The organism is Pantoea sp. EKM21T, from assembly GCF_011800405.1.
GTDB lineage: Bacteria > Pseudomonadota > Gammaproteobacteria > Enterobacterales > Enterobacteriaceae > Pantoea > Pantoea agglomerans.
This window is the reverse complement of record NZ_JAALFV010000003.1, coordinates 347,278-371,579: the sequence shown is the minus strand read 5'-3', so window position 1 is coordinate 371,579 and position 24,302 is coordinate 347,278. Positions and strand designations below refer to the sequence as shown.

Annotated in this window: 22 protein-coding genes; 15 read left to right on the top strand and 7 right to left on the bottom strand. The window is 57.3% G+C overall.

Annotated features, from left to right (window positions below):
- The first annotated feature begins 83 nt into the window (after positions 1-83).
- Positions 84-1,721: a dihydroxyacetone kinase subunit DhaK gene (locus tag HFD87_RS08005; protein WP_060679055.1), complete on the top strand. Its 1,638-nt coding sequence runs from the start codon at positions 84-86 to the stop codon at positions 1,719-1,721.
- A 5-nt stretch (positions 1,722-1,726) separates the two neighbouring features.
- Here HFD87_RS08005 and HFD87_RS08000 read toward each other — a convergent pair whose 3' ends face one another.
- Entirely contained in the window at positions 1,727-2,605 is an 879-nt protein-coding gene (locus HFD87_RS08000; RefSeq protein WP_010247411.1) for a LysR family transcriptional regulator, read from the bottom strand.
- A gap of 257 nt (positions 2,606-2,862) precedes the next feature.
- Between HFD87_RS08000 and HFD87_RS07995 the strand changes: the two genes are divergently transcribed.
- A complete protein-coding gene (locus tag HFD87_RS07995; RefSeq protein WP_010247409.1) occupies positions 2,863-3,411 on the top strand; it encodes a YbhB/YbcL family Raf kinase inhibitor-like protein in 549 nt (182 codons plus the stop codon).
- Positions 3,412-3,461: 50 nt separating this feature from the next.
- On the opposite strand, the gene HFD87_RS07990 is transcribed toward HFD87_RS07995, so the two are convergent.
- Entirely contained in the window at positions 3,462-4,328 is an 867-nt protein-coding gene (locus HFD87_RS07990) for an alpha/beta fold hydrolase (protein ID WP_010247407.1), read from the bottom strand.
- A gap of 176 nt (positions 4,329-4,504) precedes the next feature.
- Between HFD87_RS07990 and HFD87_RS07985 the strand changes: the two genes are divergently transcribed.
- On the top strand, positions 4,505-5,092 hold the full coding sequence (locus HFD87_RS07985; protein ID WP_010670738.1) for an ABATE domain-containing protein: 588 nt from the start codon (positions 4,505-4,507) through the stop codon (positions 5,090-5,092).
- Positions 5,093-5,145: 53 nt separating this feature from the next.
- Here the strand turns inward: HFD87_RS07985 and proP are convergent, their stop codons facing one another.
- Together proP and HFD87_RS07975 are read right to left on the bottom strand one after the other, a co-directional pair.
- Positions 5,146-6,612: a glycine betaine/L-proline transporter ProP gene (gene proP, locus HFD87_RS07980; protein ID WP_010670739.1), complete on the bottom strand. Its 1,467-nt coding sequence runs from the start codon at positions 6,610-6,612 to the stop codon at positions 5,146-5,148.
- Between the two features lie 309 nt (positions 6,613-6,921).
- A complete protein-coding gene (locus tag HFD87_RS07975) occupies positions 6,922-8,100 on the bottom strand; it encodes an aminotransferase class I/II-fold pyridoxal phosphate-dependent enzyme (RefSeq protein ID WP_167423211.1) in 1,179 nt (392 codons plus the stop codon).
- A 219-nt stretch (positions 8,101-8,319) separates the two neighbouring features.
- Here HFD87_RS07975 and HFD87_RS07970 point away from each other — a divergent pair, with 219 nt between their 5' ends.
- From HFD87_RS07970 to HFD87_RS07920, 11 genes are all read left to right on the top strand, one after another.
- Entirely contained in the window at positions 8,320-9,132 is an 813-nt protein-coding gene (locus tag HFD87_RS07970; protein WP_010247400.1) for a MetQ/NlpA family ABC transporter substrate-binding protein, read from the top strand.
- Positions 9,129-10,163, top strand: a complete 1,035-nt coding sequence (locus HFD87_RS07965; protein ID WP_010670742.1) for a methionine ABC transporter ATP-binding protein — start codon at positions 9,129-9,131, stop codon at positions 10,161-10,163. The genes HFD87_RS07970 and HFD87_RS07965 overlap by 4 nt, the downstream gene beginning before the upstream one ends.
- On the top strand, positions 10,147-10,815 hold the full coding sequence (locus HFD87_RS07960; protein ID WP_010670743.1) for a methionine ABC transporter permease: 669 nt from the start codon (positions 10,147-10,149) through the stop codon (positions 10,813-10,815). Before HFD87_RS07965 ends, HFD87_RS07960 begins: the two co-directional genes overlap by 17 nt.
- Positions 10,816-10,818: 3 nt before the next feature.
- Entirely contained in the window at positions 10,819-13,134 is a 2,316-nt protein-coding gene (locus HFD87_RS07955; protein WP_167423210.1) for a molybdopterin-dependent oxidoreductase, read from the top strand.
- Between the two features lie 131 nt (positions 13,135-13,265).
- On the top strand, positions 13,266-14,285 hold the full coding sequence (locus tag HFD87_RS07950) for an isopenicillin N synthase family oxygenase (protein ID WP_010670745.1): 1,020 nt from the start codon (positions 13,266-13,268) through the stop codon (positions 14,283-14,285).
- A gap of 22 nt (positions 14,286-14,307) precedes the next feature.
- Positions 14,308-15,111, top strand: a complete 804-nt coding sequence (locus HFD87_RS07945) for a MetQ/NlpA family ABC transporter substrate-binding protein (protein WP_010247386.1) — start codon at positions 14,308-14,310, stop codon at positions 15,109-15,111.
- The gene (locus HFD87_RS07940; RefSeq protein ID WP_050498567.1) at positions 15,104-15,892 is read left to right on the top strand and encodes a methionine ABC transporter ATP-binding protein; all 789 of its coding nucleotides are present in this window, start codon (positions 15,104-15,106) and stop codon (positions 15,890-15,892) included. Before HFD87_RS07945 ends, HFD87_RS07940 begins: the two co-directional genes overlap by 8 nt.
- Entirely contained in the window at positions 15,880-16,548 is a 669-nt protein-coding gene (locus tag HFD87_RS07935) for a methionine ABC transporter permease (RefSeq protein WP_022624728.1), read from the top strand. The genes HFD87_RS07940 and HFD87_RS07935 overlap by 13 nt, the downstream gene beginning before the upstream one ends.
- Positions 16,549-16,557: 9 nt before the next feature.
- Complete coding sequence (locus HFD87_RS07930; RefSeq protein WP_167423209.1) at positions 16,558-17,628, top strand: iron-containing alcohol dehydrogenase family protein; 1,071 nt, start codon at positions 16,558-16,560, stop codon at positions 17,626-17,628.
- 97 nt (positions 17,629-17,725) lie between these two features.
- The gene (locus HFD87_RS07925; RefSeq protein WP_167423208.1) at positions 17,726-18,328 is read left to right on the top strand and encodes an NAD(P)H-dependent oxidoreductase; all 603 of its coding nucleotides are present in this window, start codon (positions 17,726-17,728) and stop codon (positions 18,326-18,328) included.
- Positions 18,318-18,926 carry a TetR/AcrR family transcriptional regulator gene (locus tag HFD87_RS07920; RefSeq protein ID WP_022624730.1) on the top strand — a complete coding sequence of 203 codons (609 nt, stop codon included), beginning with the start codon at positions 18,318-18,320 and terminating at the stop codon, positions 18,924-18,926. Before HFD87_RS07925 ends, HFD87_RS07920 begins: the two co-directional genes overlap by 11 nt.
- 86 nt (positions 18,927-19,012) lie before the next feature.
- On the opposite strand, the gene malG is transcribed toward HFD87_RS07920, so the two are convergent.
- The 3 genes from malG to malE form a co-directional block, all read right to left on the bottom strand.
- A complete protein-coding gene (malG, locus tag HFD87_RS07915; RefSeq protein ID WP_010247369.1) occupies positions 19,013-19,903 on the bottom strand; it encodes a maltose ABC transporter permease MalG in 891 nt (296 codons plus the stop codon).
- 150 nt (positions 19,904-20,053) lie between these two features.
- Entirely contained in the window at positions 20,054-21,577 is a 1,524-nt protein-coding gene (gene malF / locus HFD87_RS07910; protein ID WP_060679068.1) for a maltose ABC transporter permease MalF, read from the bottom strand.
- Positions 21,578-21,634: 57 nt separating this feature from the next.
- Entirely contained in the window at positions 21,635-22,825 is a 1,191-nt protein-coding gene (gene malE, locus HFD87_RS07905) for a maltose/maltodextrin ABC transporter substrate-binding protein MalE (protein WP_167423207.1), read from the bottom strand.
- 362 nt (positions 22,826-23,187) lie between these two features.
- On the opposite strand from malE, the gene malK reads away from it, so the two are divergent.
- Positions 23,188-24,297: a maltose/maltodextrin ABC transporter ATP-binding protein MalK gene (gene malK / locus HFD87_RS07900; RefSeq protein WP_010247360.1), complete on the top strand. Its 1,110-nt coding sequence runs from the start codon at positions 23,188-23,190 to the stop codon at positions 24,295-24,297.
- Positions 24,298-24,302: the final 5 nt, after the last annotated feature.

Here is a 24,302-nt window from a genome sequence, read left to right as displayed (position 1 = left end):
CCTGTTGATGGATTTCTCACTGTCGTCAGTGGTATGTAACACTGGGTCATCAGCAAACCCGCATGCCTATGAGGAAAGAAGACATGACCCGATTCGTAATGAATAAAAAGGATGATCTCGTCGACAGCGCGTTAGATGGCATGATTTACGCCAGCCCGTGGCGCAATCTGGTCCGGTTGCAGGTCGATCCGCGCATTCGCATCGTGATGCGTAATGACTGGCAAAAACAGCAGGTCGCGCTGATTTCCGGTGGTGGTTCAGGCCATGAACCGGCCCATGTCGGCTTTATCGGCAAAGGGATGCTGACGGCTGCCGTCTGTGGCGATGTTTTTGCTTCCCCCAGCGTTGACGCGGTTTACAACGCCATCATCAATATTACCGGTGAGGCGGGATGTCTGCTGATTGTGAAAAACTACACCGGAGATCGCCTCAACTTCGGTCTGGCGGCAGAAAAAGCGCGCAAAGCGGGATTCAGCGTCAATATGGTGATTGTCGGTGATGATGTTGCGTTGCCCGATAACCCTCAGCCACGCGGCGTCGCGGGCACGTTGCTGGTGCATAAAGTGGCGGGCTTCGTCGCAGAGCGGGGTGATGACCTGGCGGCGGTGACCGAGGCAGCAGAGGCAGCCAGTCGTGCTATCGCCACCATGGGCGTTGCGCTCTCAAGCTGCCATCTGCCGGATGAACAGACCGGCCAGCGGGTGCCAGACGGCAGCGTTGAAATGGGGCTGGGGATTCATGGCGAACCGGGTGTTGACGTCATGCAGACGCAAAACAGTCAGCAGATTGTGCAGCATCTGCTGGAGAAAGTGATGCCGGACAACGATCAGCCACGCGCGCTGTTAATCAATAATCTTGGCGGCATGTCCGCGCTGGAAATGAGTCTGGTCACACGCGACCTGATTGAGTCGCCGCTCAGCCGGGGCAGTGATTATCTGATTGGCCCGGCTCCGCTGATGACCGCGCTGGACATGAAGGGCTTTTCCGTCACCTCCATGACGCTGACGCCGTTGTTCGAAGAGGCGATCTGTGCGCCGGTTGAGGTCACCGGCTGGGTTCAGGCGGTTAAAATCGCACCGCTGCAGCCGGTAAACGCGACAAAAGAGGCAACAGCGCATCCGGCGCAACCCTCAGATAACCCGACCGTCGCTGCGTTTGTTAACAGCATCTGTGAAACCCTGATCGCCAGCGAAAGCGAGCTGAACAAACTGGATGCGCAGGTCGGTGATGGCGATACCGGTTCGACCTTTGCTGCTGGCGCACGCCAGATCCAGCGCGAATGTACAGATAATCAGCTGCCGTTAAATGCCTTGCCCGATCTGCTCGCGGTGACGGGTGAGCGACTGGCGACCGTGATGGGCGGCTCCAGCGGCGTACTGATGGCGATCTTCTTCACCGCTGCTGCGCAGCAGCTGGCTGAAGAGGATGCGCTGCCCGCGGCCCTGCAACAGGGTCTGGAGAAGATGAAGCAGTATGGCGGGGCACAACCAGGAGATCGCACGCTGATTGATGCGCTGCAACCGGCAATCGAGGCGCTGGTGGCGGGTAAATCGCTGGCAGAGGCGGCTGATGCGGCACAGCAGGGCAGTGATGCAACCGCCAGCATGGGGAAAGCAAAAGCGGGCCGATCATCTTATCTTAACAGTGCTAACCTCAACGGCGTGTCTGATCCGGGTGCCGTCGCTGTCGCCAGGGTCTTTGCGGCATTAAAAAAACTTTAGTGCTGTCACGACGCTAAACGCGTTTGGAGAAAGGCCAGTAACTGGCGGTTTACTTCGCTGCGCTGACGGTGCTGCGGGTAAACCGCATTCAGGGAGAGCGGGGGCGGCAGATAGTCGTCCAGCACGGTCACCAGCTCACCGCGTTGCAGGGCTGTCTCAACGATAAAGGCGGGTAACAATACCAGTCCTAAGCCTGCCAGTGCGGCATCACGCAGAACCTCGCCATTGTTACTCACCATCGGGCCCTGAACCGCCAGCCACTTCGGTTTACCATTGACCTGCAGTTCCCAGCCATTCTGACCTTCACGTCCGTAGCGCAGACAGGCATGTTGCAGCAAGGCTTCTGGCTGCTGCGGCACGCCTGCCCGTTCCAGATAGCGGGGGCTGCAGCAGATAACCCGCTTCAGCTCGCCGAGCGGACGGGCAATCAGCGTGGAATCAGCCAGCGTACCGATGCGAATCGCCATATCAACGCCTTCGCCAATCACATCGGCATAGCGGTCAGCCAGCTCAATATGAAACTGCAATGACGGATGGTGGCTTAGAAACTCGGCAATCAGGGGGGAGAGGTGGCTCATGCCAAAGGACATCGGCAGATTGATTCGGAAGGTGCCGCGCAGCGCCTGCTGCTGCTCTGACACCGCCAGTTGCGCTTCCTGAATCTCATCCAGAATGCGCTGAGCATGTTGCGCGAACAGTAAACCTGCATCCGTTACAGACAGCTTACGGGTGTTACGGATCAACAGTCGTACCCCTAATGATGCCTCCAGCGCAGCCATACGGCGGCTGACATACTGTTTCGATAGCATCAGATGCTCAGCTGCTGCAGTAAAGTTGCCAGCATGCATTACCGCAACGTAAATCCGGAGATCTTCAATCTGCATAGTGTCCACTTATCGGTGACAGTGACGATGATTCAGGCGAAACTTCAGCCAGATGCGTTAACTTATATCGGGTAATGCGTCACAGGGCAACGCGTCAGCTCTCTCAGCCAGCGCGACGGAGATCATAGATTTGCCGTTTCCTTACCCCTGAACAGGCGGTCAGTCGGGTCAATCGCGTTAAAGCCGTTATAGTAATCAGGCAGTGACGCAATCCATACGGAACATAATCTCTTGAGTAATCTGATAAGGAGTGGCTGGTGAAAAAATTACTCTGCGCGACGGTGCTGGCCGTTTTGCCAATGACCACGCTGGCAGCGTCGGTATTTACGCTGCAATCACAAGACTTCAGCGATAATGCGCTACTGGATAAAAAGTTTGCCGGTGCCAATAAAAGTAATCCTTCCTGTACCGGTGAGAATATCTCTCCCGAATTGAACTGGTCTGCGATTCCGGCGGGCACCCGCAGTCTGGCTCTTCTGATGACCGATCCGGTCGGGGCCAAAGGGCTCGGCGTTACCCACATGGTGGCCTATAACATTCCCGCCAGCCGCTCGTCATTTGCGCAGGGGGCTCTGACAAAGGGCAAGGACTACACCGGCGGAAAAAATACCCCAGGGACGCTGCACTATTATGGCCCTTGTCCGCCTGCAGGCAGTGGGCTGCATCACTATAACTTTGTGCTGATCGCCACCGATTTGCCGGTGGGTCAGTTGAAAGCGGGGTTAACCCAGGCAGAGCTGGTGGCACAGCTGAAAGGCCATGCGCTGGGCGCGGCCAGCACCGTTGGCCGCTTTAGCAATGAGTGACCTGCACGCTTGCAGAGGCAGCGCTGAACAGCCTGCCTCTGCGCAGCGGGTCAGTCGCCACTGAACATCTCGCGGATGCGCGACGCAATGTGATGCGTGTGTGTCTCCAGCGCGAAGTGGCCGCTATCCAGCATCTCGACCACCGCCTGTGGATTATCCCGCTGCCAGGCCACTGCGCCCGGTGGAATAAAGAACGGATCGTGCTTGCCCCAGATCACCAGCGTTGGCACCTGCTGCTGGCGAAAGAACGCCTGAAATTCCGGATAACGTTTCAGGTTACTGGCGTAATTGAGAAACAGGGCCTGCTGAATATCTTTGTTACCGGGGCGCTCCATCAGCAGGGTATCCAGGGTATAGGTTTCCGGGGCGATCTGCTGCGGATCGCTCACCCCATGCAGATACTGCCACTTCACCCCTTCCAGCGTCAGGATGGCGTCACGGATCACCTGACCATTTGCTTCGCTGGGATCGTCCCAGTAGGCGCGGACCGGCGCCCAGGCCTCTCCTAATCCCTCCAGATAGGCGTTACCGTTTTGTGATATCAGTCCGCTGACGCGATCGGGGTAAGCCAGTGCCAGTCGCAGACCGGCAGGTGCGCCATAGTCGAAAACATACATCGCATAACGTTCCAGCCCCAGTGCATCGACAAAGGCGGTCAGCGTCTGGCCCAGCGCGTCGAAGGTCCAGGAATAGTTGCGCTCAGCAGGCACTTCAGTGAAGCCAAAGCCCGGCATATCGGGTGCGATGAGATGAAATTTATCGGCCAGAAGCGGGATCAGATTGCGGAACTGATGTGAAGAGGTGGGAAAGCCATGCAACAGCAGCAGTACCGGCAGGGAAGGATCGCCCGCTTCGCGATAGAAAATATTGACGCCATCGGCCTGCTGGTAACGATACGAAATGGATTGATCACGCATGCTGAACTCCTGTAACTGGTTAAGTGGTATTTATGGGGTTACTAAGAGTCATTATGCAGCCAGAATGTAACCTGTCAAATCAATTTATAACGGTTACAATAAGGGCGGTGTAACTATTCAAATAATCCTTTGTCGGTTACAGTGGCATCAGCAGAGTTAACAAGGGAGGCAATATCATGGCGGAAACGCAATCACACACCGCCCAGGGACCGTGGTTTCTGGCCGATCATCCGGCGCTGGATTTCATCAATACCCTGGCCATCGTGGAAGGCCAGCCGCACGACTTCTGGCAAACCGATCAGGATGTTGAAGCCTGGCTACACCAGGCCGGACTGGCACCAGACGCCCCGGCTCCGCAGCATGAACCGGGTGCGCTGTTGGAAGCAGCGCGTCACTTACGTCAGATCATTCGTGATAACGTGCAGCAGCACAAAGCGGGAGAGGGCGTTGATATTCAGGCGCTGAACGCCTGGCTGGGTGAAGCGACCAGCCATCTGCAAATGACCGGGGAGCCGGGTGCCTTAAAAATCAGGCGGGTCTATGCGGGCCAGAGTGTGATGCAGCGGCTGGGACAGGTTGCGGAACAGACCGCGATGTTGCTGGCGCAGGAGGACTTCAGCAGAGTCCGTGGCTGTGAACATCCCGCCTGCACACTGTGGTTTTACGATCGCACCAAAGCGCATCGCCGTCGCTGGTGCAGCATGGCGCTGTGTGGCAATCGGGCGAAAGTGGCGCGTTTCAGGGCAGTTAAATCAGCTGGGTAAACAGATCGGATGGCAGATAAAAAAACACCCTGCAGAGCAGGGTGTCAGAACAGTTATTTCGCAGTGGTCGCTGATGGCTTGTGCCGCTTGCGCAGCTTGTCGATCAGGCGATGCGCTTCCGCTTTGGTCGCTACCGCAGGGGATGAACCGGTCAGCGGTTGACGGGCTGTTTCACGTACCGTCAGAATGGTGAGCAGGCCAATCACGCCCGCGCCCATCATGTAGTAAGCCGGCATCATATTGTTTTTAGTGGTATCCACCAGCCACGCGGTAATCAGCGGTGTCGTACCCCCAAACAGCGATACCGACAGGTTGAAGCCGATGGCCAGCGCACTGTAACGGATATCGGTAGTAAACAGCGCAGGCAGCGTCGAAGGCATAGTGCCGCTGAAGCAGGTGTGCAGTACACCCAGAATCATCAGGCCGCCAAATACCGCCCACATATTACCGGACCCGATCAGCATAAAGCTCGGGATGGCGAGCAGGATCAGACCCACCGCACCAAAGGCAATCACCGGACGACGACCGATGCGGTCAGTCCAGCGACCCCACAGCAGCGTCAGCGGCATCATCACGAACATCGCCACCATCACCAGCAGCAGGCCACTTAACTCTGGCAGACCCAGCACGCCGGTCAGATAGCTCGGCATGTACGAGGTCAGCATGTAGTTAGAGACGTTAAACAGCAGCACCAGACCGATACATTTCATCATCGGTGCGCGGTATTTGCTCAGCATCTGCATCAGCGTAAGACGCGGCTTGCTTTGCTCCAGTGCTTCCTGTTTTTCCATGTGCTGCTGGAAAGCCGGAGTCTCTTCCAGCTTCAGTCGCACATAGAGACCAAACAGGCCCAGCGGCGCGGCGATAAAGAACGGCACGCGCCAGCCCCAGGACATCATCGCCTCATTCGACATCACGGTGGTCATCACCGTGACCAGGCTGGCACCCAGCAGGTAACCGCCGATGGTGCCGAATTCCAGGAAGCTACCCATAAAGCCCCGGCGTTTATCGGTAGAGTACTCCGCGATAAAGGTCGCTGCGCCGCCATATTCACCACCGGTTGAGAAGCCCTGGATCAGACGTGCCACCAGCAGCAGAATCGGTGCCATGATGCCTATTGAAGAGTAAGCCGGGATCAGACCGATACAGAACGTACCAATCGACATCATGATCATCGTCATCGCCAGCACTTTCTGCCGTCCGATGCGGTCACCCAGCGGGCCAAATACCAGGCCGCCAATCGGACGGACCAGGAAGGCCGCGGCAAACGTACCAAAGGTGGCGATTAGCTGCACCGCGTTGTTGGCATCCGGGAAGAAGACTTTGCCGATGATCACGGCGAGATAGCTGTATACGCCAAAGTCGAACCATTCCATCGCATTACCTAACGCAGCTGCGCCAACTGCACGCTTCAGCATGTCGTTGTCTATTACGGTAATGTCGTCAACAGTCAGCTCTTTTGGCTTCCTGTTCCAGAAATGTTTCTTTGGGTGTTCAGACGATGAGTTTCTGGTGTCCATATTCTCCTCAGGTGCATCAATGAAGGAGTCTTATAGCTTTCGCAGCCGCAAACAATGTTCAGAAGAAACCGTGGAAATGAAAGCTATAAGAAGCCGAATAAGTTTTAAGTGAAGCGGCAGAAACCGCAGCCGGTAAACTCTAGACTACGATTGTAAGTTTTTGCAAGTTTTCAGCCGAAATAACTGCATTTACTGACAAACCCAGCATAGTGAACTTATTCACGCCTGCTTACGGGTCTGAACATTTGGTAATAACTTGCGGCTGGTGCTCTGGTTATATCTGGAACTGGTTTTCCCGGTGCTGATGCGCTACTTAAACAGTTTCAGTTCGTCGATGCGATCCAGCGCCTGCAGTAATTGCTCCGTCCCGGTTGTCAGGCTGATGCGAATATAATCACGACCCGCTGCGCCAAACCCGTTACCCGGTGCCACCAGCAGATGACACTGGGCCAGTAGCAGGGCGGCGAATTGCTCCCCGGTGAAACCAGCTGGCGCTGCCAGCCAGAGGAAAAAGGTGCCCTGACGGGCGCGTACCGGCCAGTGCATTGCTGCCAGCCTGGCTAAAATCACTCTGCGGCGCTGATGGTAATGCTCTGCCAGCAAGCTGAGTTGTTCAGCGGGCAGCGACAACGCGGTGATGGCGGCATCCTGCACCGCGCCATACACCGTGCTGTAGCTATGAGTATGAAGTTTTTTAAATGCTGCAATCATCGAGGCGTTTCCCACCGCAAATCCCACCCGCCAGCCTGCCATGAGTGCGCTTTTTGACAGCGTGTAGATTTCCACGCCCCAGGCTTTGCCATCGGGCTGTGCCAGCAGACTCAGCGGCTGTTCGCCCGACTCATTGCCCAGCGTGGCATAGGCGAAGTCATGAATCAGCGGAACATGATGCTGGCGGGCGAAGGCCAGCGCGTCGGCGAACAGCGCGGCTGTCGCCAGTGCGCCAGTGGGATTATGGGGATAATTGAGCAGCAGCAGACCGGCACGCGCCGCGATCTCGTCCGGCACCAGGGTGAAATCGGGCAGGAAAGCATTGCGCGCCTCCAGCGGAATGCCATAAAAATCGGCACCTGCCTGACGGGCCGCTGAGCGGTAGAGCGGATAGCAGGGATCGGTAGAGATCAACACCTGACCCGGATTAAGCAGGGCGCGGGGAAAACCGTTGACGCCAATGTGCGCGCCCTGGAACAGCGCCACTTCAGTTTCAGGATCGAGCGTGACGCCGTAGTGACGCTGGTAAAAGGCTGCGATAGCACGGCGCAGCGCGGGTTTGCCCCAGAACGAGGGATACTCATGGTTCTCCGGTTTCGCTGCCGCAGCCTGTAATGAAGCGATTACCGCGGGCGGCGTTGGCTGACGTGGACTGCCGGAAGAGAGATCGATCAGCGGTAACAGCGCATCATCCAGTTGTGCTGCCTGCTTTTCCAGCATGCTGAAGAGGTTCTCTTCGAGCCCTGCGACCATCTCTGAAGCTGCAAACTCCGCCATATCTCTCCCGCAATAAACAGTGTTAAGCGAGGAAGAATGACACAGCTGACATTAAAATCTTTAGCAGAAATAACGCTGTTCTTTGCAAGGATTCGAATATCCAGCATGTGACTATCGTTAGCATAAATAAGCCAAAGTCGGGGCTGGGTTTTGCCTGTTCCTCTCCGCGATGGCTGTGATTAAATCGATCGCTCTCACAATAATGAATCAGGCCAAACAATGCAGATCACATCCCGGGGAATTATTCTGGCGCTGACCACCGCCAGCCTTTTTATTTCTGCCGCTCAGGCAGCCGACCAGAAGAAAATACGGATTGGATTTAATCCAGGGCCTTATAAAGAGCAATTTGAAAAAGGCGTCGCGCCCTTATTAATCAGGCAGGGGTATACTCTGGAGTATAAAGATTTCAGTGATGGAATTCAGGTTAATGATGCTGTTCATCGCGGGACGATTGACGCCAATATCATGCAGCATCCTGTCTATCTTAAGTCGGTTAATGACCGGCTTGGCATTGATAACGTTGGGATTGTGCAGGTGCCGACCCCGCCAATGGGGCTCTACTCTGGGCGCGTGAAAACGCTGACTCAACCCGCGCCGGGCAGCACGGTCTCTGTGCCCAATCAGCCCTCAAATGAGTATCGGGCGGCGCTGTTACTCCAGAGCATCGGCTGGCTCAAAATCAGCCCCGATAGCGATGCTGCCACTTTTTCGCAGAAAAATATCACGGAAAACCCCTACAAAATCGTGCTTAAAGAGATGGATAACGCCCAGCAGGTGCGTGCACTCCCCGACGTTGACTATGGTGTCATTCAGGGCAACTTCGCGGTATCCAGTGGCATGAAACTCAATTCGGCACTGAAACTGGAAGCAGCAACCAGCCAGTTTATTAACGTGGTGACGGTAGCCGGTAAAAATAAGCAGGCTCAGTTTGCCCGTGACATTATTGCCGGCTACCACTCAGCAGAATTTAAAAGCTATATCACCGGTAATGCGCAGTATGCGGGCTATCTGCTGCCAGATTATTTCAAATGAGTCAGGTAGCCATTGCGTTTCGCCATGTCAGCAAAACGTTTGCGCGTAACGGTGCAGAAGTGCAGGCGCTGAAGGAGATTAATCTGCGCATCAACCAGGGTGACATCTTTGGCGTCATCGGCACCAGTGGAGCCGGAAAAAGTACGCTGCTGCGCCTGATTAATCACCTGGAGACCCCCACAACCGGCTCGGTTGAGGTGCAGGGTGAAGCGTTACAAGGGATCAGCAAAAAGCGCTTAATTCAGGTCAAAAAGCAGATTGGCATGATCTTCCAGCACTTCAATCTGCTCAATGCCAGAACGGTGTTTCACAACGTCGCCATCCCACTGATTTTACAGGGCCGGGATAAAGATTTTATCGCCACCCGCGTGGCGGAGCTGCTGGCGTTTGTTAACCTCAGCGACAAAGCCCACAGCTATCCGGATGAACTCTCCGGCGGTCAAAAACAGCGCGTCGGAATTGCCCGCGCGCTGGCAACCAATCCCGCGATTCTGTTGTGTGATGAGGCGACCTCCGCGCTGGATCCCCAGACCACGGTACAGATTCTGCTGCTGTTACAGGAGATTAATCAGCGTTACGGCATCACCATTGTCCTGATCACCCATGAGATGTCGGTGGTGCAGAAGATCTGCAACCGGATGGCGGTGATGGAGCAGGGCCGTATCGTTGAACAGGGCGATGTCCTGTCGCTGTTTGCTGAACCGCAACAGTCGGTGAGCGCCAGCTTTGTGCAGTCCGTCATCCACGATCGTCTGCCACAGCAGACCCTTGCGCTGTTAAGCCAGCATCCGGCTGTCGACGTGTTGCGGCTGGAGTTTGTCGGCAGCACGGCACAACAGCCGATCATCAATCGCCTGATCCGTGAACATGAGGTTGAAGTGAATATCCTGTTCGCCAGCATGACGGAAGTACAGCGTACCATTCTGGGTTTCATGATTGTGCAGATCAAAGGCGAGCCCGCAAGACGCGAGGCGGCCATCCAGTTTCTCATCGCGACCGGAGTGAAAATCAGTGATGTCAGAACTCTTTGAAACTGCCGTTACCGGCGATCAGTTCCTGACGGCGATGCAGGACACGCTGATTATGGTGGCGCTGTCGCTGGGCTTTGGTTCGCTGCTGGGCCTGCCGCTTGGCATTGTGCTGGTGATCTGTCGTCCGGGTGGGATACAGCCGAATCGACTGGTACATCAGTTGCTGAACCCGATCGTGAATATCATCCGTTCACTGCCGTTTATTATTCTGCTGATCACTATTCTGCCGCTGACGCGCCTGCTGGTGAACACCACCATCGGTACGGCGGGGGCCATTGTGCCACTGGTGATATTTATTGCGCCCTATATTTCGCGGCTGGTGGAGAATGCCCTGCTGGAGGTGGATGAGGGCATTCTGGAGTCAGCCAATGCGATGGGTGCCACCACGCTGCAGACCATCTGGTATTTCATGATACCGGAAGCCGCCTCGTCGCTGGTGTTAGCCCTGACCACCGCCACTATCGGCCTGCTGGGTGCGACGGCGATGGCGGGCACGGTGGGCGGCGGCGGCATTGGCGACCTCGCCATCACTTACGGCTATCAGCGCTTTGATGCCTTTGCCACGATTTCGACTGCGCTGGTGCTGATTGTCATTGTCCAGCTACTGCAAACCCTGGGTACGCGTCTCTCGCGCCGTATCCGACGCGAGTGAGCCATGAAAAAGAATGATTTAGCTGTTATGCACTGGGGCACGTATCACGTCACCACCGAAGGGGACACGCTGACGTCGGTCAGGCCGGTGGCGTGGGACCGTAATCCCTCTGCGATCGGGCAGTCGTTACCGGGCGCGGTGCAAAGCGAAACCCGGGTCAAAAATCCGGCCGTCAGGCTCGGTTATCTCCAGAACAGAAGCGCATCCCGCAACGGGCGCGGCAAAGAGCCGTTTGTGGAAGTGAGCTGGGATGTTGCGTTGCAACTGGTGGCGGAGGAGCTGGGGCGTGTCAAAACAGAGCACGGCAATCAGGCGATCTACGCCGGCTCTTACGGCTGGTCGAGTGCCGGACGTTTCCATCATGCCCAGAGCCAGCTTCATCGTTTCTTTAACCACTATGGCGGCTATATCGCCAGCACCAACACCTACAGCATTGCGGCCGGTGAACGCACGCTGCCGCACATCATCGGCAACCTCGATGAGTTACAACGTCACCATACCCATTGGCCGGTTCTGGCAGAGCATTGCGAACTGTTTGTGGCTATCGGGGGTTTGCCGCTGCGCAATGCGCAGGTCAATGGCGGCGGGGCTAATGACCATGCGCTTTCTCATTGGTTAACCACGCTACGGCAGAATGGCACCCGGTTTATCAACATCAGTCCGGTCAGAAACGATCTCGCTGGGGTGGCGGATGCGGAGTGGCTGGCGATACAGCCCGGCTCCGATACGGCGCTGTTACTGGCAATCGGGCAGGTGTTAATTACTGAATCTCTTTACGATGCGTCATTCACAAAACGTTACACGGTGGGCTTTGACCACTATGCCGCCTACCTGCTGGGTGAACGCGACGGGATAGCTAAAACGCCAGAATGGGCCGCTCCGCTGACCGGGCTGGCGGCCGCGGAAATCCGTGCGTTGGCACGGCAGATGGCGGCGCATAAAACGATGGTGAATATTGCGTGGTCAGTGCAGCGGGCGCGGCAGGGCGAGCAGGCTTTCTGGGCCACCGTTGCGACTAGCGCTCTGCTGGGTCAGATCGGCACGCCCGGCGGCGGGCTGGGCTTTGGTTACGCCTCAACCAATCTGGCCGGTGCCGCCCGGCGACAGTTTTCCGGGCCTCGTCTGCCCGCCGGTCATAATCCGGTTCAGGAGACGATTCCGGTGGCACGCATCGCCGACATGTTGCTCAATCCCGGAGGGCACTATGAGTTTGATGGGCAACAGCGGGTCTATCCCGACATCCGGCTGGTCTACTGGGCGGGCGGCAATGTCTTTCATCATCATCAGGATATCAACAAGCTGATACGCGCCTGGCAGCGGCCGGACACTGTAATTGTGCATGAGCAGTTCTGGACGGCGCAGGCAAAATTTGCCGACATCGTGCTGCCTGCGACCACGTCGCTGGAGCGTGAAGATATTGGCAGCGCCAGCAACGACGGTTTTATCATCGCCATGCCGCAGCATCTGCCGCCGTTTGCAGCTGCAAAATCGGATTACGCAATTTTTGCCGCTCTGTCGCAGCGGCTCGGTTTTGCTGACGCCTTTACGCAGGGACGGGATGAGCGCCAGTGGCTTCAGTCACTCTATGAAGATTCCCTGCCACGCGCGGCAGCGCAGGGCATCGAACTGCCGCCCTTTGAGGCGTTCTGGTCACAGGGAGTGGTGGAGTATCCCGCGCCAGAGACGCCGCAGATCCTGCTAAAAGCGTTTCGCGATAACCCGGAGTCAGCCCCGCTCAGCACGCCGTCGGGGAAAATCGAGCTTTTTTCTCAGCAGGTGGCCGATTTCGGGTATGACGAAGCGCCCGGATTTGCCTGCTGGTATGCGCCGGAATACCAGGCGCAACAGCAGGAAAAGCAGCAGTGGCCGTTGCATCTGCTCTCCAGCCAGCCACGGACCCGGTTGCATAGTCAGTACGATCATGGACGGGTCAGCCGGGCCACCAAAATTGCCGGGCGTGAGCCACTCTGGATGCATCCTGAAGATGCTGCTGCGCGCGGCATTGAGGAGAACAGCATCGTAAAAGTCTTTAACGGACGCGGCGCGCTGCTGGCGGGTGTGCATCTGACGCAGGATATCCTGCCGGGTGTCGTACAGATGTCGACCGGCGCCTGGTATGACCCGCTCGATCAGCAGGAGGGCCAGCCGCTGGATAAACACGGCAATCCCAATGTGCTGACCCAGGATAGCGGCAGTTCACGACTCGGCCAGGGGTGCAGTGCGCAGACCTGTTTTGTCGAGATTGCGCTTTATCAACAGCCTTTGCCTGAGATTACGGCATGGTTACCGCCGGCATTCGTGGCGTGGAGCGCAGAGTAATCTGCGGGTTTAAAGCCCGCGGCGTGGTGGGATATTCCCATCAGTCGCATATACATAGCAGGATTAGTTGGTAGTTAACGCATAAATGAAATGGCAGTGTAAAGCGATTCCATGCCAACAGAGTGTCAATCATGAGCGCGTTAACCACAGCAGAATTGCCGGTAATTGATTTCGCATTATTGTCAGGTAATCAACAGCAGCAGCAACAGGTCCTGGAAAAATTAAGCCAGGCCGCGCGTGATGTCGGTTTCTTCTATTTAATCAATCACGGCATCGACCGTGAATTATTAGATGAGGTTCAGCACGTCGCGCGGAAATTTTTTGCCCTGCCACAGGCGGATAAATCCGCAGTGGCGATGGCGAACTCGCCGCATTTTCGCGGCTATAACCTGGCGGGGGTTGAAATAACCCGCAGCCAGCCTGACTATCGCGAGCAGTTTGATATTGGTGCGGAACGGGAAGCGCTGCCCGTTACCGCCGATTCACCCACCTGGCAACGGATGCAGGGGCCGAATCAGTGGCCTGAAGCTTTACCTGAACTGCAAACGGTGGTCACCCGCTGGCAGCAGCAGATGACAGCGGTGGCGCTGGAGCTGCTGCGCGCCTTTGCCGGGGCACTGAATCTGCCGCGCAACGCCTTCGATAACCTCTATGGCGACTATCCCAACGAACATATCAAACTGATCCGTTATCCGGGCCGCACGGAGGGCGAATCACGCCAGGGTGTTGGCGCGCACAAAGATTCAGGCTTCCTGACGATGTTACTGCAGGACGATCAGCCGGGCTTACAGGTGGAAGTGACGCCGGACAACTGGATCGATGCCTCACCACTGCCGGGCGCGTTTGTGGTGAACATTGGCGAGCTGCTGGAGCTGGCGACCAACGGTTATCTGCGCGCGACGGTGCATCGTGTGGTGTCGCCACCGCAGAGCAGCGAACGCTTATCCATCGCCTTTTTCCTGGGCGCACAACTCGACGCCGTGGTGCCGATCTATCAACTGCCTCCTCAGCTGGCTGAACTGGCACAGGGACCGAGCAGCGATCCGCTTAATCCGCTGCTGCGCGAAGTGGGCTGGAACTACCTTAAAGGCCGGCTGCGTTCGCATCCGGAAGTTGCCCAGCGTTTCTACCCCGAACACAATACCCACTGATAACGATAAGGGATAAATGATGATGATTAAAAAGCGCTTTCTGGCCCTGGCCGGTCTTTCACTGCTGATTGCCCAGAGTTTACAGGCCGCGCCGCTGCGCGTAGCGGCCGATCCGCTGCCCCATGCTGAAATCCTGGAGTATGTCAAAACTCTGGATCCGAAACTGGATCTCAAAATTGTTGAGCTGAGCGGGGGCGTGAATGCCAATGAGCTGCTGGCCGCCGGGGATGTAGATGCCAACTACTTCCAGCATCTGCCTTACCTGAAAGATCAGGAGAAGGCGCTGGGGAAAACCTTTGCCGTGGCCGCCAGTGTTCACATCGAGCCGCTGGGTATCTATTCGCGGAAAGTGAAAAGTTTAGCGGCGCTACCTGAAGGGGCCAGCATTGCGGTACCGAACAATACCACTAACCTGAGCCGCGCACTCTGGCTGTTGCAGGACAAAGGGGTGATCAAACTCAACGCGCAGGGTGAAACGGGTTCGACGCTGGTGACGCCGAAAGATATCAGTGATAACCCGAAGAAAATTAAAATCGTTGAGATTGAGTCGCCGCAGCTGCCACGCTCGCTGGATGATGTGGATGCCGCAATTATCAACGGCAACTACGCGCTGGAAGCAGGTCTGACCCCGGCGAAAGATGCGCTGGGACTGGAGTCTGCAGCACATAATCCCTACGCCAACCTGCTGGTAACGACGCCAGAACTGGCGAAAGATCCCCGCGTGTTACAGCTGGCGAAAGATCTGCGCTCGCCGCAGGTAGCGGAGTTTATCCGTAAAAATTATCAGGGCTCAGTGATTCCGGTTGCGGACCAGCAGCATGATTAAACTCAGTCATCTCAGCAAACAGTATCCTGGCGCATCTGCGCCAGCGTTAGACGACATCTCACTCACCATCGAAGAAGGGACCATCTTTGGCATCCTCGGTCGGAGCGGAGCGGGAAAAAGTACATTATTGCGCTGCCTCAATCGGCTGGAGAGTCCCACCAGCGGCCTGATTGAAATTGACGGGCAGGATCTCGCTGCGATGAGCCTGGCGCAACTGCGTCAGCAGCGACAGCAGATGGGGATGATCTTCCAGCACTTCAATCTGCTGCATTCGCGCAACGTGCAGGACAACGTCGATCTGGCGCTGGAGATTGCCGGTGTGCCTGCGGCTGAACGCCGCGAGCGGGTCGCATCGCTGCTGAAACTGGTGGGGCTGGCCTCCTTTGCGGCGGCCTGGCCGTCGCAGCTCTCCGGTGGACAGAAACAGCGCGTCGGCATCGCCCGCGCGCTGGCCGCCCGACCCCGTTATCTGCTGTGCGATGAGGCGACCAGCGCGCTGGATCCCGAAACCACCACTTCGATTCTCGATCTGCTGGCCGATATTCAGCAGCAGCTCAATATCACCATTGTATTGATCACCCATGAAATGGCGGTGGTGAAGCGGATTTGTGACGGGGCGGCGCTGCTTGAGAATGGCCAGCTGGTTGAGAGCGGCAGCCTGAGCCAGATCATGGGACGTGAAGAGGGACGCCTGCGCAAAATGCTGCTGAAGGATGGCGAAGCAGACCGGGCGTTTATCGAAAAATATCAGCACGAGGCGTTAACCCGATGCGTAGCATGAGTAGTGAGCGGTTTCAGGAACTGCTGCTGAACGCCACTGGCGAAACACTGTATATGGTGTTGCTGGCGGCCCTTTTCACGGTCGCGATAGGGCTGCCGGTAGGCGTGCTGCTATTTTTGACCCGGCCAAAAGGCATTCTGCCCAATCGCGCGATTTCACTGCTGCTGAATACGCTGGTAAATACCGGACGCGCCTTGCCATTTGTGGTGCTGCTGATTGCGCTGATCCCCTTTACCCGTCTGCTGGTCGGCACCACGCTGGGCAGCACTGCCGCTATTGTGCCGATTACGCTGGGGGCATTTCCCTTTTTCGCCCGCATCGTGGAGAACGCGCTGGATGAGGTCGACCGCGGCCGTATAGAAGCGGTGGTATCAATGGGCGGTACCCTGTGGCATATCGTCAGCCGTGTGCTGCTGCCGGAAGCGCTTCCCGCGCTGGTGGCGGGCGTTACCCTGACGATTGTGATGTTGATTGGCTTCTCGGCGATGGCGGGTGTGGTTGGCGGTGGCGGGCTGGGCGATCTGGCGATTCGCTACGGTTATCAGCGCTTTGATAACCAAATCATGGCGGCCACCATTGTGGTGCTGCTGGCGCTTGTGATGCTGATTCAGAAACTCGGCGACCGGCTGGTACGCTCGCTGGCTTATCGTCGATAAGGAGCAACCATGTTTCGCGTGATGTCGCCGAAAGGCTATCTGCAACGGCCAGGGCTGCGGGCCGGGGTGGGAGAAATTATCCGGCCGCTTGCCTCGCATATTCACATCCTCACCTCGCCGCGGGCCTGGCAGGCGGTGAATCCTGACATGAGCATAAGTCTGGAACGGGCGGGGATCCGCTGGCAGCTCGACACCCTGACCGGTGAGTGTACCGATGCGGCGATTGCTGCCCTGCAACAGCAGGTGCAGACGCACGGCGCTACCCTGATTCTGGCCGTCGGCGGCGGGCGGGTGCTGGACTGCGCCAAAGCGGTCAACGACGCGCTGCCGGATATCCGGCTGGTTAACTTCGCCACGCTGGCCGCCACCTGTGCCGCCTGGTCTCCGCTGGCGATTATCTATGATGAGCGCGGCGGCCATCTGCGCAGCCAGCCGCTTAATGCCATGCCGGAGCGGATTCTGGTGGACAGCGAGGTTATCGCCCGCAGCGAGGTACGCTATCTGCGGGCCGGGATCGTGGATGCGCTGGCCAAATGGTTTGAATTTGAGCCTTATCAGCGACAGACGCCGCACCAGCTGGCGCTGGATCTTAAAGTCGCAGCCGCCTGGCAGGCGGTGACGGTGCTGAAACGCTGGGGAGACACGGCAGTGGCCGATAACATCAGGCAGCAGGTCACCCCGGCGCTGGAGAAAGTGATTGAAGCCAACATTGTGCTGGCGGGGCTGGCTAACAGTATTCAGGATGCGATGGCAACCCCCGGTTTTGCCCATATCATCCACGATCGCCTGACTCACCAGCCAGAGCTGCATAACTGGCTGCATGGTGAAAAGGTCGGCTTTAGCTTGCTGGTACAATCCTGGATTGAACAGCAGGGTAAGCAGGTGGAGCCTGAACTGCTGGCGCTGCTGCGCCGTTTCCACTCTCCCCTGACGCTGCCTGCGGCGATTAACGCGGACAGGGTAAGAGAGATTGCGCAGCAGATCCATTTCCCCTCCGCCAGCCTGGCGCACTTTCCCTTTACGTTCGATCACCCTCTGCTGGAGCAGGCCTTGCTGGCGACTTCTGCGTTTAAACAGTAAGTGCGGTCAGCGAATCGATCAACGGTCGCCGCTTGCTAACCTACCAATAGTAACTTACCTTTAGTAGCTTAATGGCTAATCAGGTAAGGTGACGACGATGAATGCATTAATAGTGACTTCCCATCCCAATCAGGACGCTCACACCCATCGCGTGGCGGACCAGCTGGCGCAGGGCATTATCGCGACAGGCCACCATACGGCTGAAAAGGCCGATCTGGCGGCAGAAGGGTTTGATCCACGTTTTACGCTCAGCGATCACAGACATTTCAACGGTCTGGCACCGACGCCGCCCGATGTGCTGGCAGAACAGCAGCGGCTGGATCGTGCCGATTCGCTGGTGCTGGTCTATCCGGTCTACTGGTGGTCATTTCCGGCACAGCTTAAAGGCTGGATAGACCGCGTCTTCATCGCGGGCTGGGCCTTTGATGAGCAGGATGGCCATATCGTAAAACGCCTCGGCCATCTTCCCGTGCATCTGGTTGCGATTGGCGCGGCTGACACCCGAACCTTTCTGCGGCGCGGCTATTTCGCCAGCATGCGGAATCAGATTGATCACGGCATCTTTGACTATTGCGGTGCGCCGGTGGTGACCAGTGAACTGTTGCTTAGCGGCGATGAAGGTTATCCTGAGTCACACTATCAGCTGGCGCATCAACTGGGCCAGCGTCTGTTCGCCCATCAGGAAAAGCATGACCGTTGAAAAAACACCCCGTAAGCGTCTGTCACGCGAAGCACGACGCAGGCAGTTGTCAGACGTCGCGTGGCAGATAATGCAAACCGAAGGCAGCGAGGCACTGACGCTGGCCAGAGTCGGCGACGCGGCGGGGGTCAGTAAACCGGTGGTTTATGACCACTTCACCACCCGTCATGGATTGCTGGCGGCATTGTATGACGATTTTGATCGCCGCCAGACCGAAAAGATGGAAGCGGCGATGAATGCCGCGCCGATGGTGATGCAACAAAAAGCGGAAGTGCTTGCGGCCTGTTATGTGGATTGTGTGATGACGGAAGGGCGTGAGATTCCGGAGTTGCTGTCAGCGCTCAGCACCTCACCGGAACTGGCTGCCGTCAAACGCCACTATCAGCTCGACTTTATCGCCCGCTGTCAGCGCTGGTTTGTCCCTCTGGCAGGCAGCAGCGGTATTCCGGAAGCAGGCATGTGGGGCTTGCTGGGGGGCGCGGATGCCATCGCAGGTGCGGTGGCACGCGGCGATGTCAGCAAACGGGAAGGAGAGCAGGCGATCACTGCCATGGTCGTGGCGCTGGTGGCAGGCAGCCGTGCGTCGGAATCGGATTAGCATAAAAAAGGCGGCCCGCAGGCCGCCGAATCCTTCAACCACAACAGGCGTTGTGTAAGTAGTGGCAACGTACAATGATGATCGTTTTAGCCTTTCACCCCGCCCGCGGTTAAACCGCTCACCAGCCAGCGCTGCGCCAGCAGGAAAACCAGGGTGATCGGAATCGCGGAGAGCACCGCCGCAGCGGCGAAATCGCCCCACAGATAGTTCTGCGGATTGAGGTACTGCTGCATCCCGACCGCCAGGGTGTAGCTGTTCACATCGCGCAGCAGCAGCGAGGCGACCGGCACTTCAGTCACCGCGGCGATAAACGCCAGAATAAACACCACCGCCAGAATCGGCACCGACAGCGGCAGCAGCACCAGCCGGAACGCCTGCCACGGCGTTGCGCCATCCAGCGCGGCCGCCTCTTCCAGTGACCCGTCGATAGTTTCGAAATAGCCTTTGATGGTCCAGACATGCAGCGCGATACCGCCCAGATAGGCGAAGATCACCCCACCGTGGGTATTCAGCCCGATAAAGGGCAGATACTGACCGAGACGATCAAACAGGGCATAGAGCGCCACCAGCGACAGCACCGCCGGGAACATCTGGAATATCAGCATTCCTTTCAGCAGGCTGGCACGGCCGGTAAAGCGCATACGGGCAAAGGCATAGGCGCAGGTAGTAGAGAGCGCCACGATGCCCAGCGCACTGATTGCCGCAATCTTGATCGAGTTCCATAACCAGAGCAGCACCGGGAAGGGCGGCGGTGTCACCCGGCCATCCGCATGTTCCACGCTGAAACCCAGCGCCAGACGCCAGTGCTCCCACGAGATCTGCTCCGGGATCAGGCTGCCGGTGGCGAAGTTCCCGGCACGCAGCGAAATCGCAATCACCATCAGCAGGGGAAAGAGAATCGCCGCGATAAATAACAGCAGCAGCAGATGCGTGGTGAACAGACGCAGCCGTTGCGATTTCGGTTGTACCATAGCCATAACAACTCCTCTGAGCCTGGTCCCTCAGGCTATTTTATTTGTCAGTCTGACCCCGGGCAGTGCTCACAATCCTCACCTCCCAGGTTCCGGTTGTTCCACGCTCTTCGCGTCCGGACTGCCTGCAACCATGACGCCTGTCGGGCCAGGCGCTTAGTCGAATTTCATCCGCGAGGCTTTCAGGTTAATCACCGCCAGCGCACCCACCAGCAGGAAGATCAGCGTGGCGATAGCGGCGGCCAGCCCAAAGTCCTGCCCGCCGCCGCCTTCAAAGGCGATACGCCAGGTGTAGTTCACCAGCAAATCGGTGTAACCGGCTGGCGTGGTGGTGCCGAGGCGATCCGGCCCGCCGTTGGTGAGTAACTGCACCAGCACAAAGTTATTAAAGTTAAAGGCAAAGCTGGCGATCATCAGCGGCATCAGTGGTTTCAGCAGCAGCGGCAAGGTAATCAGGAAGAAGTTCTGCAGCGGTCCTGCACCATCCATCGCCGAGGCTTCATAGAGATCGTCCGGAATCGCCTTCAGCAGGCCCATGCAGAGGATCATCATGTACGGGTAGCCGAGCCAGGTATTGACGATAATCAGCATGGTGCGCGCCAGCGTCGGGTCGCTGAACCAGGCCGGCTTCACGCCAAACAGCGCGCTGAGCATCACGTTGATTTCACCAAAGCTCTGGTTGAACAACCCCTTGAAAATCAGGATCGAGATAAACGCCGGCACGGCATAGGGCAGAATCAGCATTACCCGATAGACCGCTTTGCCGCGCAACGCCTCCCACTGCACCAGACACGCCAGCACCATCCCCACCGCGACGGTCAGCACCACCGTGATCAGCGAGAAGAGTAGCGTCCAGCCAAATATCGCCAGGAACGGCTTCTGAATCCCTTCGTCAGTAAACACCCGCACGAAGTTTTTCCAGCCGGTATTCACGGTAAAGCCGGGACTCAGGGTTTCGTTCGCCCAACTGCCGTCGGCGTTAATCGCCTGATAGAAACCGGTCTGCGGATTAGCGCGATAGCGCGCGTTGCTCTGCTGATTGATCAGCTCATCCTGCGCACCCACCCGATAGAGCGGCTGGGTGCCGGAGAACTGGCGCAGCGAACTCATCCGTAACTGACGACCATCCGGCATTTCCGCCCGGATCTGGCTCAGAGCCTGACGATGGGTCGTGATCGCTCTGAAGTTTGCCCGTTCACCTGACGGTGGTGCGGCAGGGGCCATTTTCAGTATCTGTTCAGCGCCAAACTGAAACGGCGGCGAAACATAGTCTTTGCCATCATTCAGCACCAGCTGCCAGCGATCGCCGGCCGGGAACAGAGAAAAACTGACTGCTTCACCCGACTGGAAGGTGCGGCCCAGCAAAACCTGCTGCGCCCGTTCAAAGGTGAGCTGGTTGCTGCTGCTGTAGTTGGTAAAGGCAATGGCAATCGTGCAGGCGAGAGGGAACAGCACAAACAGCGCCATTCCCGCCACGCCGGGATAGACATAACGCCACGCATAGGCGCGACGGTTAGCAAAAATCCACAGTCCGGTCGCACTGAGGATCAGCGTCAGCAACGCAAACAGATATTCGCCCTGCGCGTACATCAGCACCAGCAGATAGCCGACCAGCAGACAGCAGATCCCGATGAGAACGCTTTTCAACAGCACACTGCGCGTTTTCGGTTTTCCTGACATGATGCGGTTTTCCTTAACGGTCACTCAAGCCGGGTTGCCCCGGCTGCAAGGGGAGAATTACTTCTTCAGACGGGCCTGAGCATCTTTCAGTGCGGCGTCGACGCTCTGACGACCGCCCAGCGCGTTCAGGGTAGCGGTGCGCATCGCATACCAGAATGCCGCCATCTGCGGGATATTCGGCATGATGTCACCCTGACGGGCGTTGTTCATGGTGGCGGCAATACGCGAATCTTTTTCCAGCGTCTGCTGGAAAGATTTCAGCGCCACAGCACCCAGCGGCTTATCTTTGTTGACCGCATCCAGACCGGTGTCAGTCAGCAGATAATTCTCCAGGAACTCTTTTGCCAGCTCTTTGTTAGGACTGGCGGCGTTGATCCCGGCACTCAGCACGCCGACAAAAGCCTTCGACGGTTTACCGTTCAGGGTTGGCAATTCGGTGACGCCATAGTCGATGCCGCTTTTGTCGAGGTTGCCCCACGCCCACGGACCATTAATGGTCATGGCGGTTTCGCCCTTGTTAAAGGCGGCCTCAGCAATCGAATAATCGGTGTCCGCATTCAGGGTTTTGGCTTTAACCTGATCGACCAGGAACTGCATGCCCGCTTTAGCACCGGCGTTATCGACGCCGACATCCTTCACGTCATAATGTCCGTCGGTGAGCTTAAAGGCGTAAGCACCGCCTGCGGCCAGCAGCGGCCAGGTGAAGTAGGGCTCCTGCAGGTTAAACATGATGGCGCTTTTGCCTTTGGCGCGCAGTTGCTTGTCGAGACCGGCGATCTCTTCCCAGGTTTTTGGCGGGGTCGGCAGCAGCTTTTTGTTGTAGATCAGTGACAGCGACTCAACGGAGATCGGATAGCCAATCAGCTTGCCGTCAAAGCGCACCGCGTCCCAGGTGAACGGGAAAATCTTCTCGCGGAAGCTGGCATCCGGCGTGATCTCAGCCAGCAGGCCGGATTGCGCATAGCCGCCGAAACGGTCATGTGCCCAGAAGATAATATCCGGGCCATCGCCGGTCGCCGCGACCTGCGGATACTTCTCTTCCATTTTGTCAGGATGTTCGACCGTAACTTTGATGCCGGTCTCCTGCTCAAATTTCTTACCCACTTCGGCAAGGCCGTTGTAGCCCTTGTCACCGTTGATCCAGATGACCAGTTTACCTTCCTCAATTTTTGCCATCGCGCTGGCCGAAAAGAGCACGGCAGAGAGGGCAGAAAGGGCCAGAATTCTTGCTCCGGTTTTCATCGTCATAAATCCATCCTGTTAGCGGAAGTGGTGAATGCTTTACCGGCATCATTGTGCTTATCCGCCAGGGCTTCTCATCCTCCTCTGCTCTACGCCCCTCGGCCTGCCGCTGTGATCGCGCTGGCAAAAAGCCCTTTAAGCGGGCGCTTACGCGGCAAAAATTCCTGCGGGTCTGCGTGAGCGATCACAAAAAAGTGCGGCAGCGTGCGGGCCGCGGCGTCAGCCTGCGTTTCTCCTCCTCCCGCCTCCTCCCCCAGCGGAATGCATTGCGGTGGAGGATGTTACCGTCAGTTTCCTCTCGCATAGTGAGCCCCGGAACTCGTCTGCCGCTGGGCAGACACGACTATGCAGCTAAGAGGGAAGGGATCATGGCGAGCGTTGTGTTACGCAATGTCACGAAAGCCTGGGGCGATACGGTGGTGTCGAAAGATATCGATCTCACTATTCGTGAAGGGGAATTTGTTGTTTTCGTCGGCCCATCAGGCTGTGGCAAATCGACGCTGCTGCGCATGATTGCCGGACTGGAGACCATCACCAGCGGCGAGCTGTTAATCGGCGACCGGCGCATGAATGAAGTGCCGCCCGCCGAACGCGGCATCGGCATGGTGTTTCAGTCCTATGCGCTCTATCCCCATCTGTCGGTGGCGGAGAACATGTCTTTTGGCCTCAAACTGGCCGGGGTGAAAAAAGCGGAGATCCAGCAGCGGGTTAATCAGGTGGCGGAGATTCTGCAACTGGCGCATCTGCTCGATCGCCGTCCTAAAGCCCTCTCTGGCGGGCAGCGTCAGCGCGTGGCGATTGGCCGCACGCTGGTGGCGGAACCGCGCGTCTTCCTGCTGGATGAACCACTGTCGAACCTTGACGCCGCGCTGCGCGTTCAGATGCGGATTGAGATCTCCCGTCTGCATAAGCGCCTCAAACGCACCATGATTTACGTGACCCACGATCAGATCGAAGCGATGACGCTGGCCGACAAAATCGTGGTGCTGGACGCCGGACGCATTGCGCAGGTCGGTAAGCCGCTTGAGCTCTACCACTATCCCGCCAACCGTTTTGTCGCCGGGTTTATCGGCTCACCAAAAATGAATTTCCTGCCGGTCAAAGTGACCGCCACCGCCATCGATCAGGTTCAGGTGCGGCTGCCGAATCAGCAGCTGGTCTGGCTGCCGGTTGACAGCGCCGGTGTGCAGGTCGGCAGCAACATGTCACTGGGTATTCGCCCGGAACATCTGCTCTCCAGCGATATCGCCGACGTCACCCTGGAAGGGGAAGTGCAGGTGGTGGAACAGCTGGGGCATGAAACACAGATCCACATCGAGATTCCCGCTATCCGTCAGAACCTGGTTTACCGCCAGGAGGACGTCGTGCTGGTAAAAGAGGGCGCCATCCTCGGTATTGGCCTGCCGCCCGAGCGTTGTCACCTGTTCCGCGAGGACGGGAGCGCGTGCCGCAGGCTGTATCAGGAGCCGGGTGTATAGCCCTG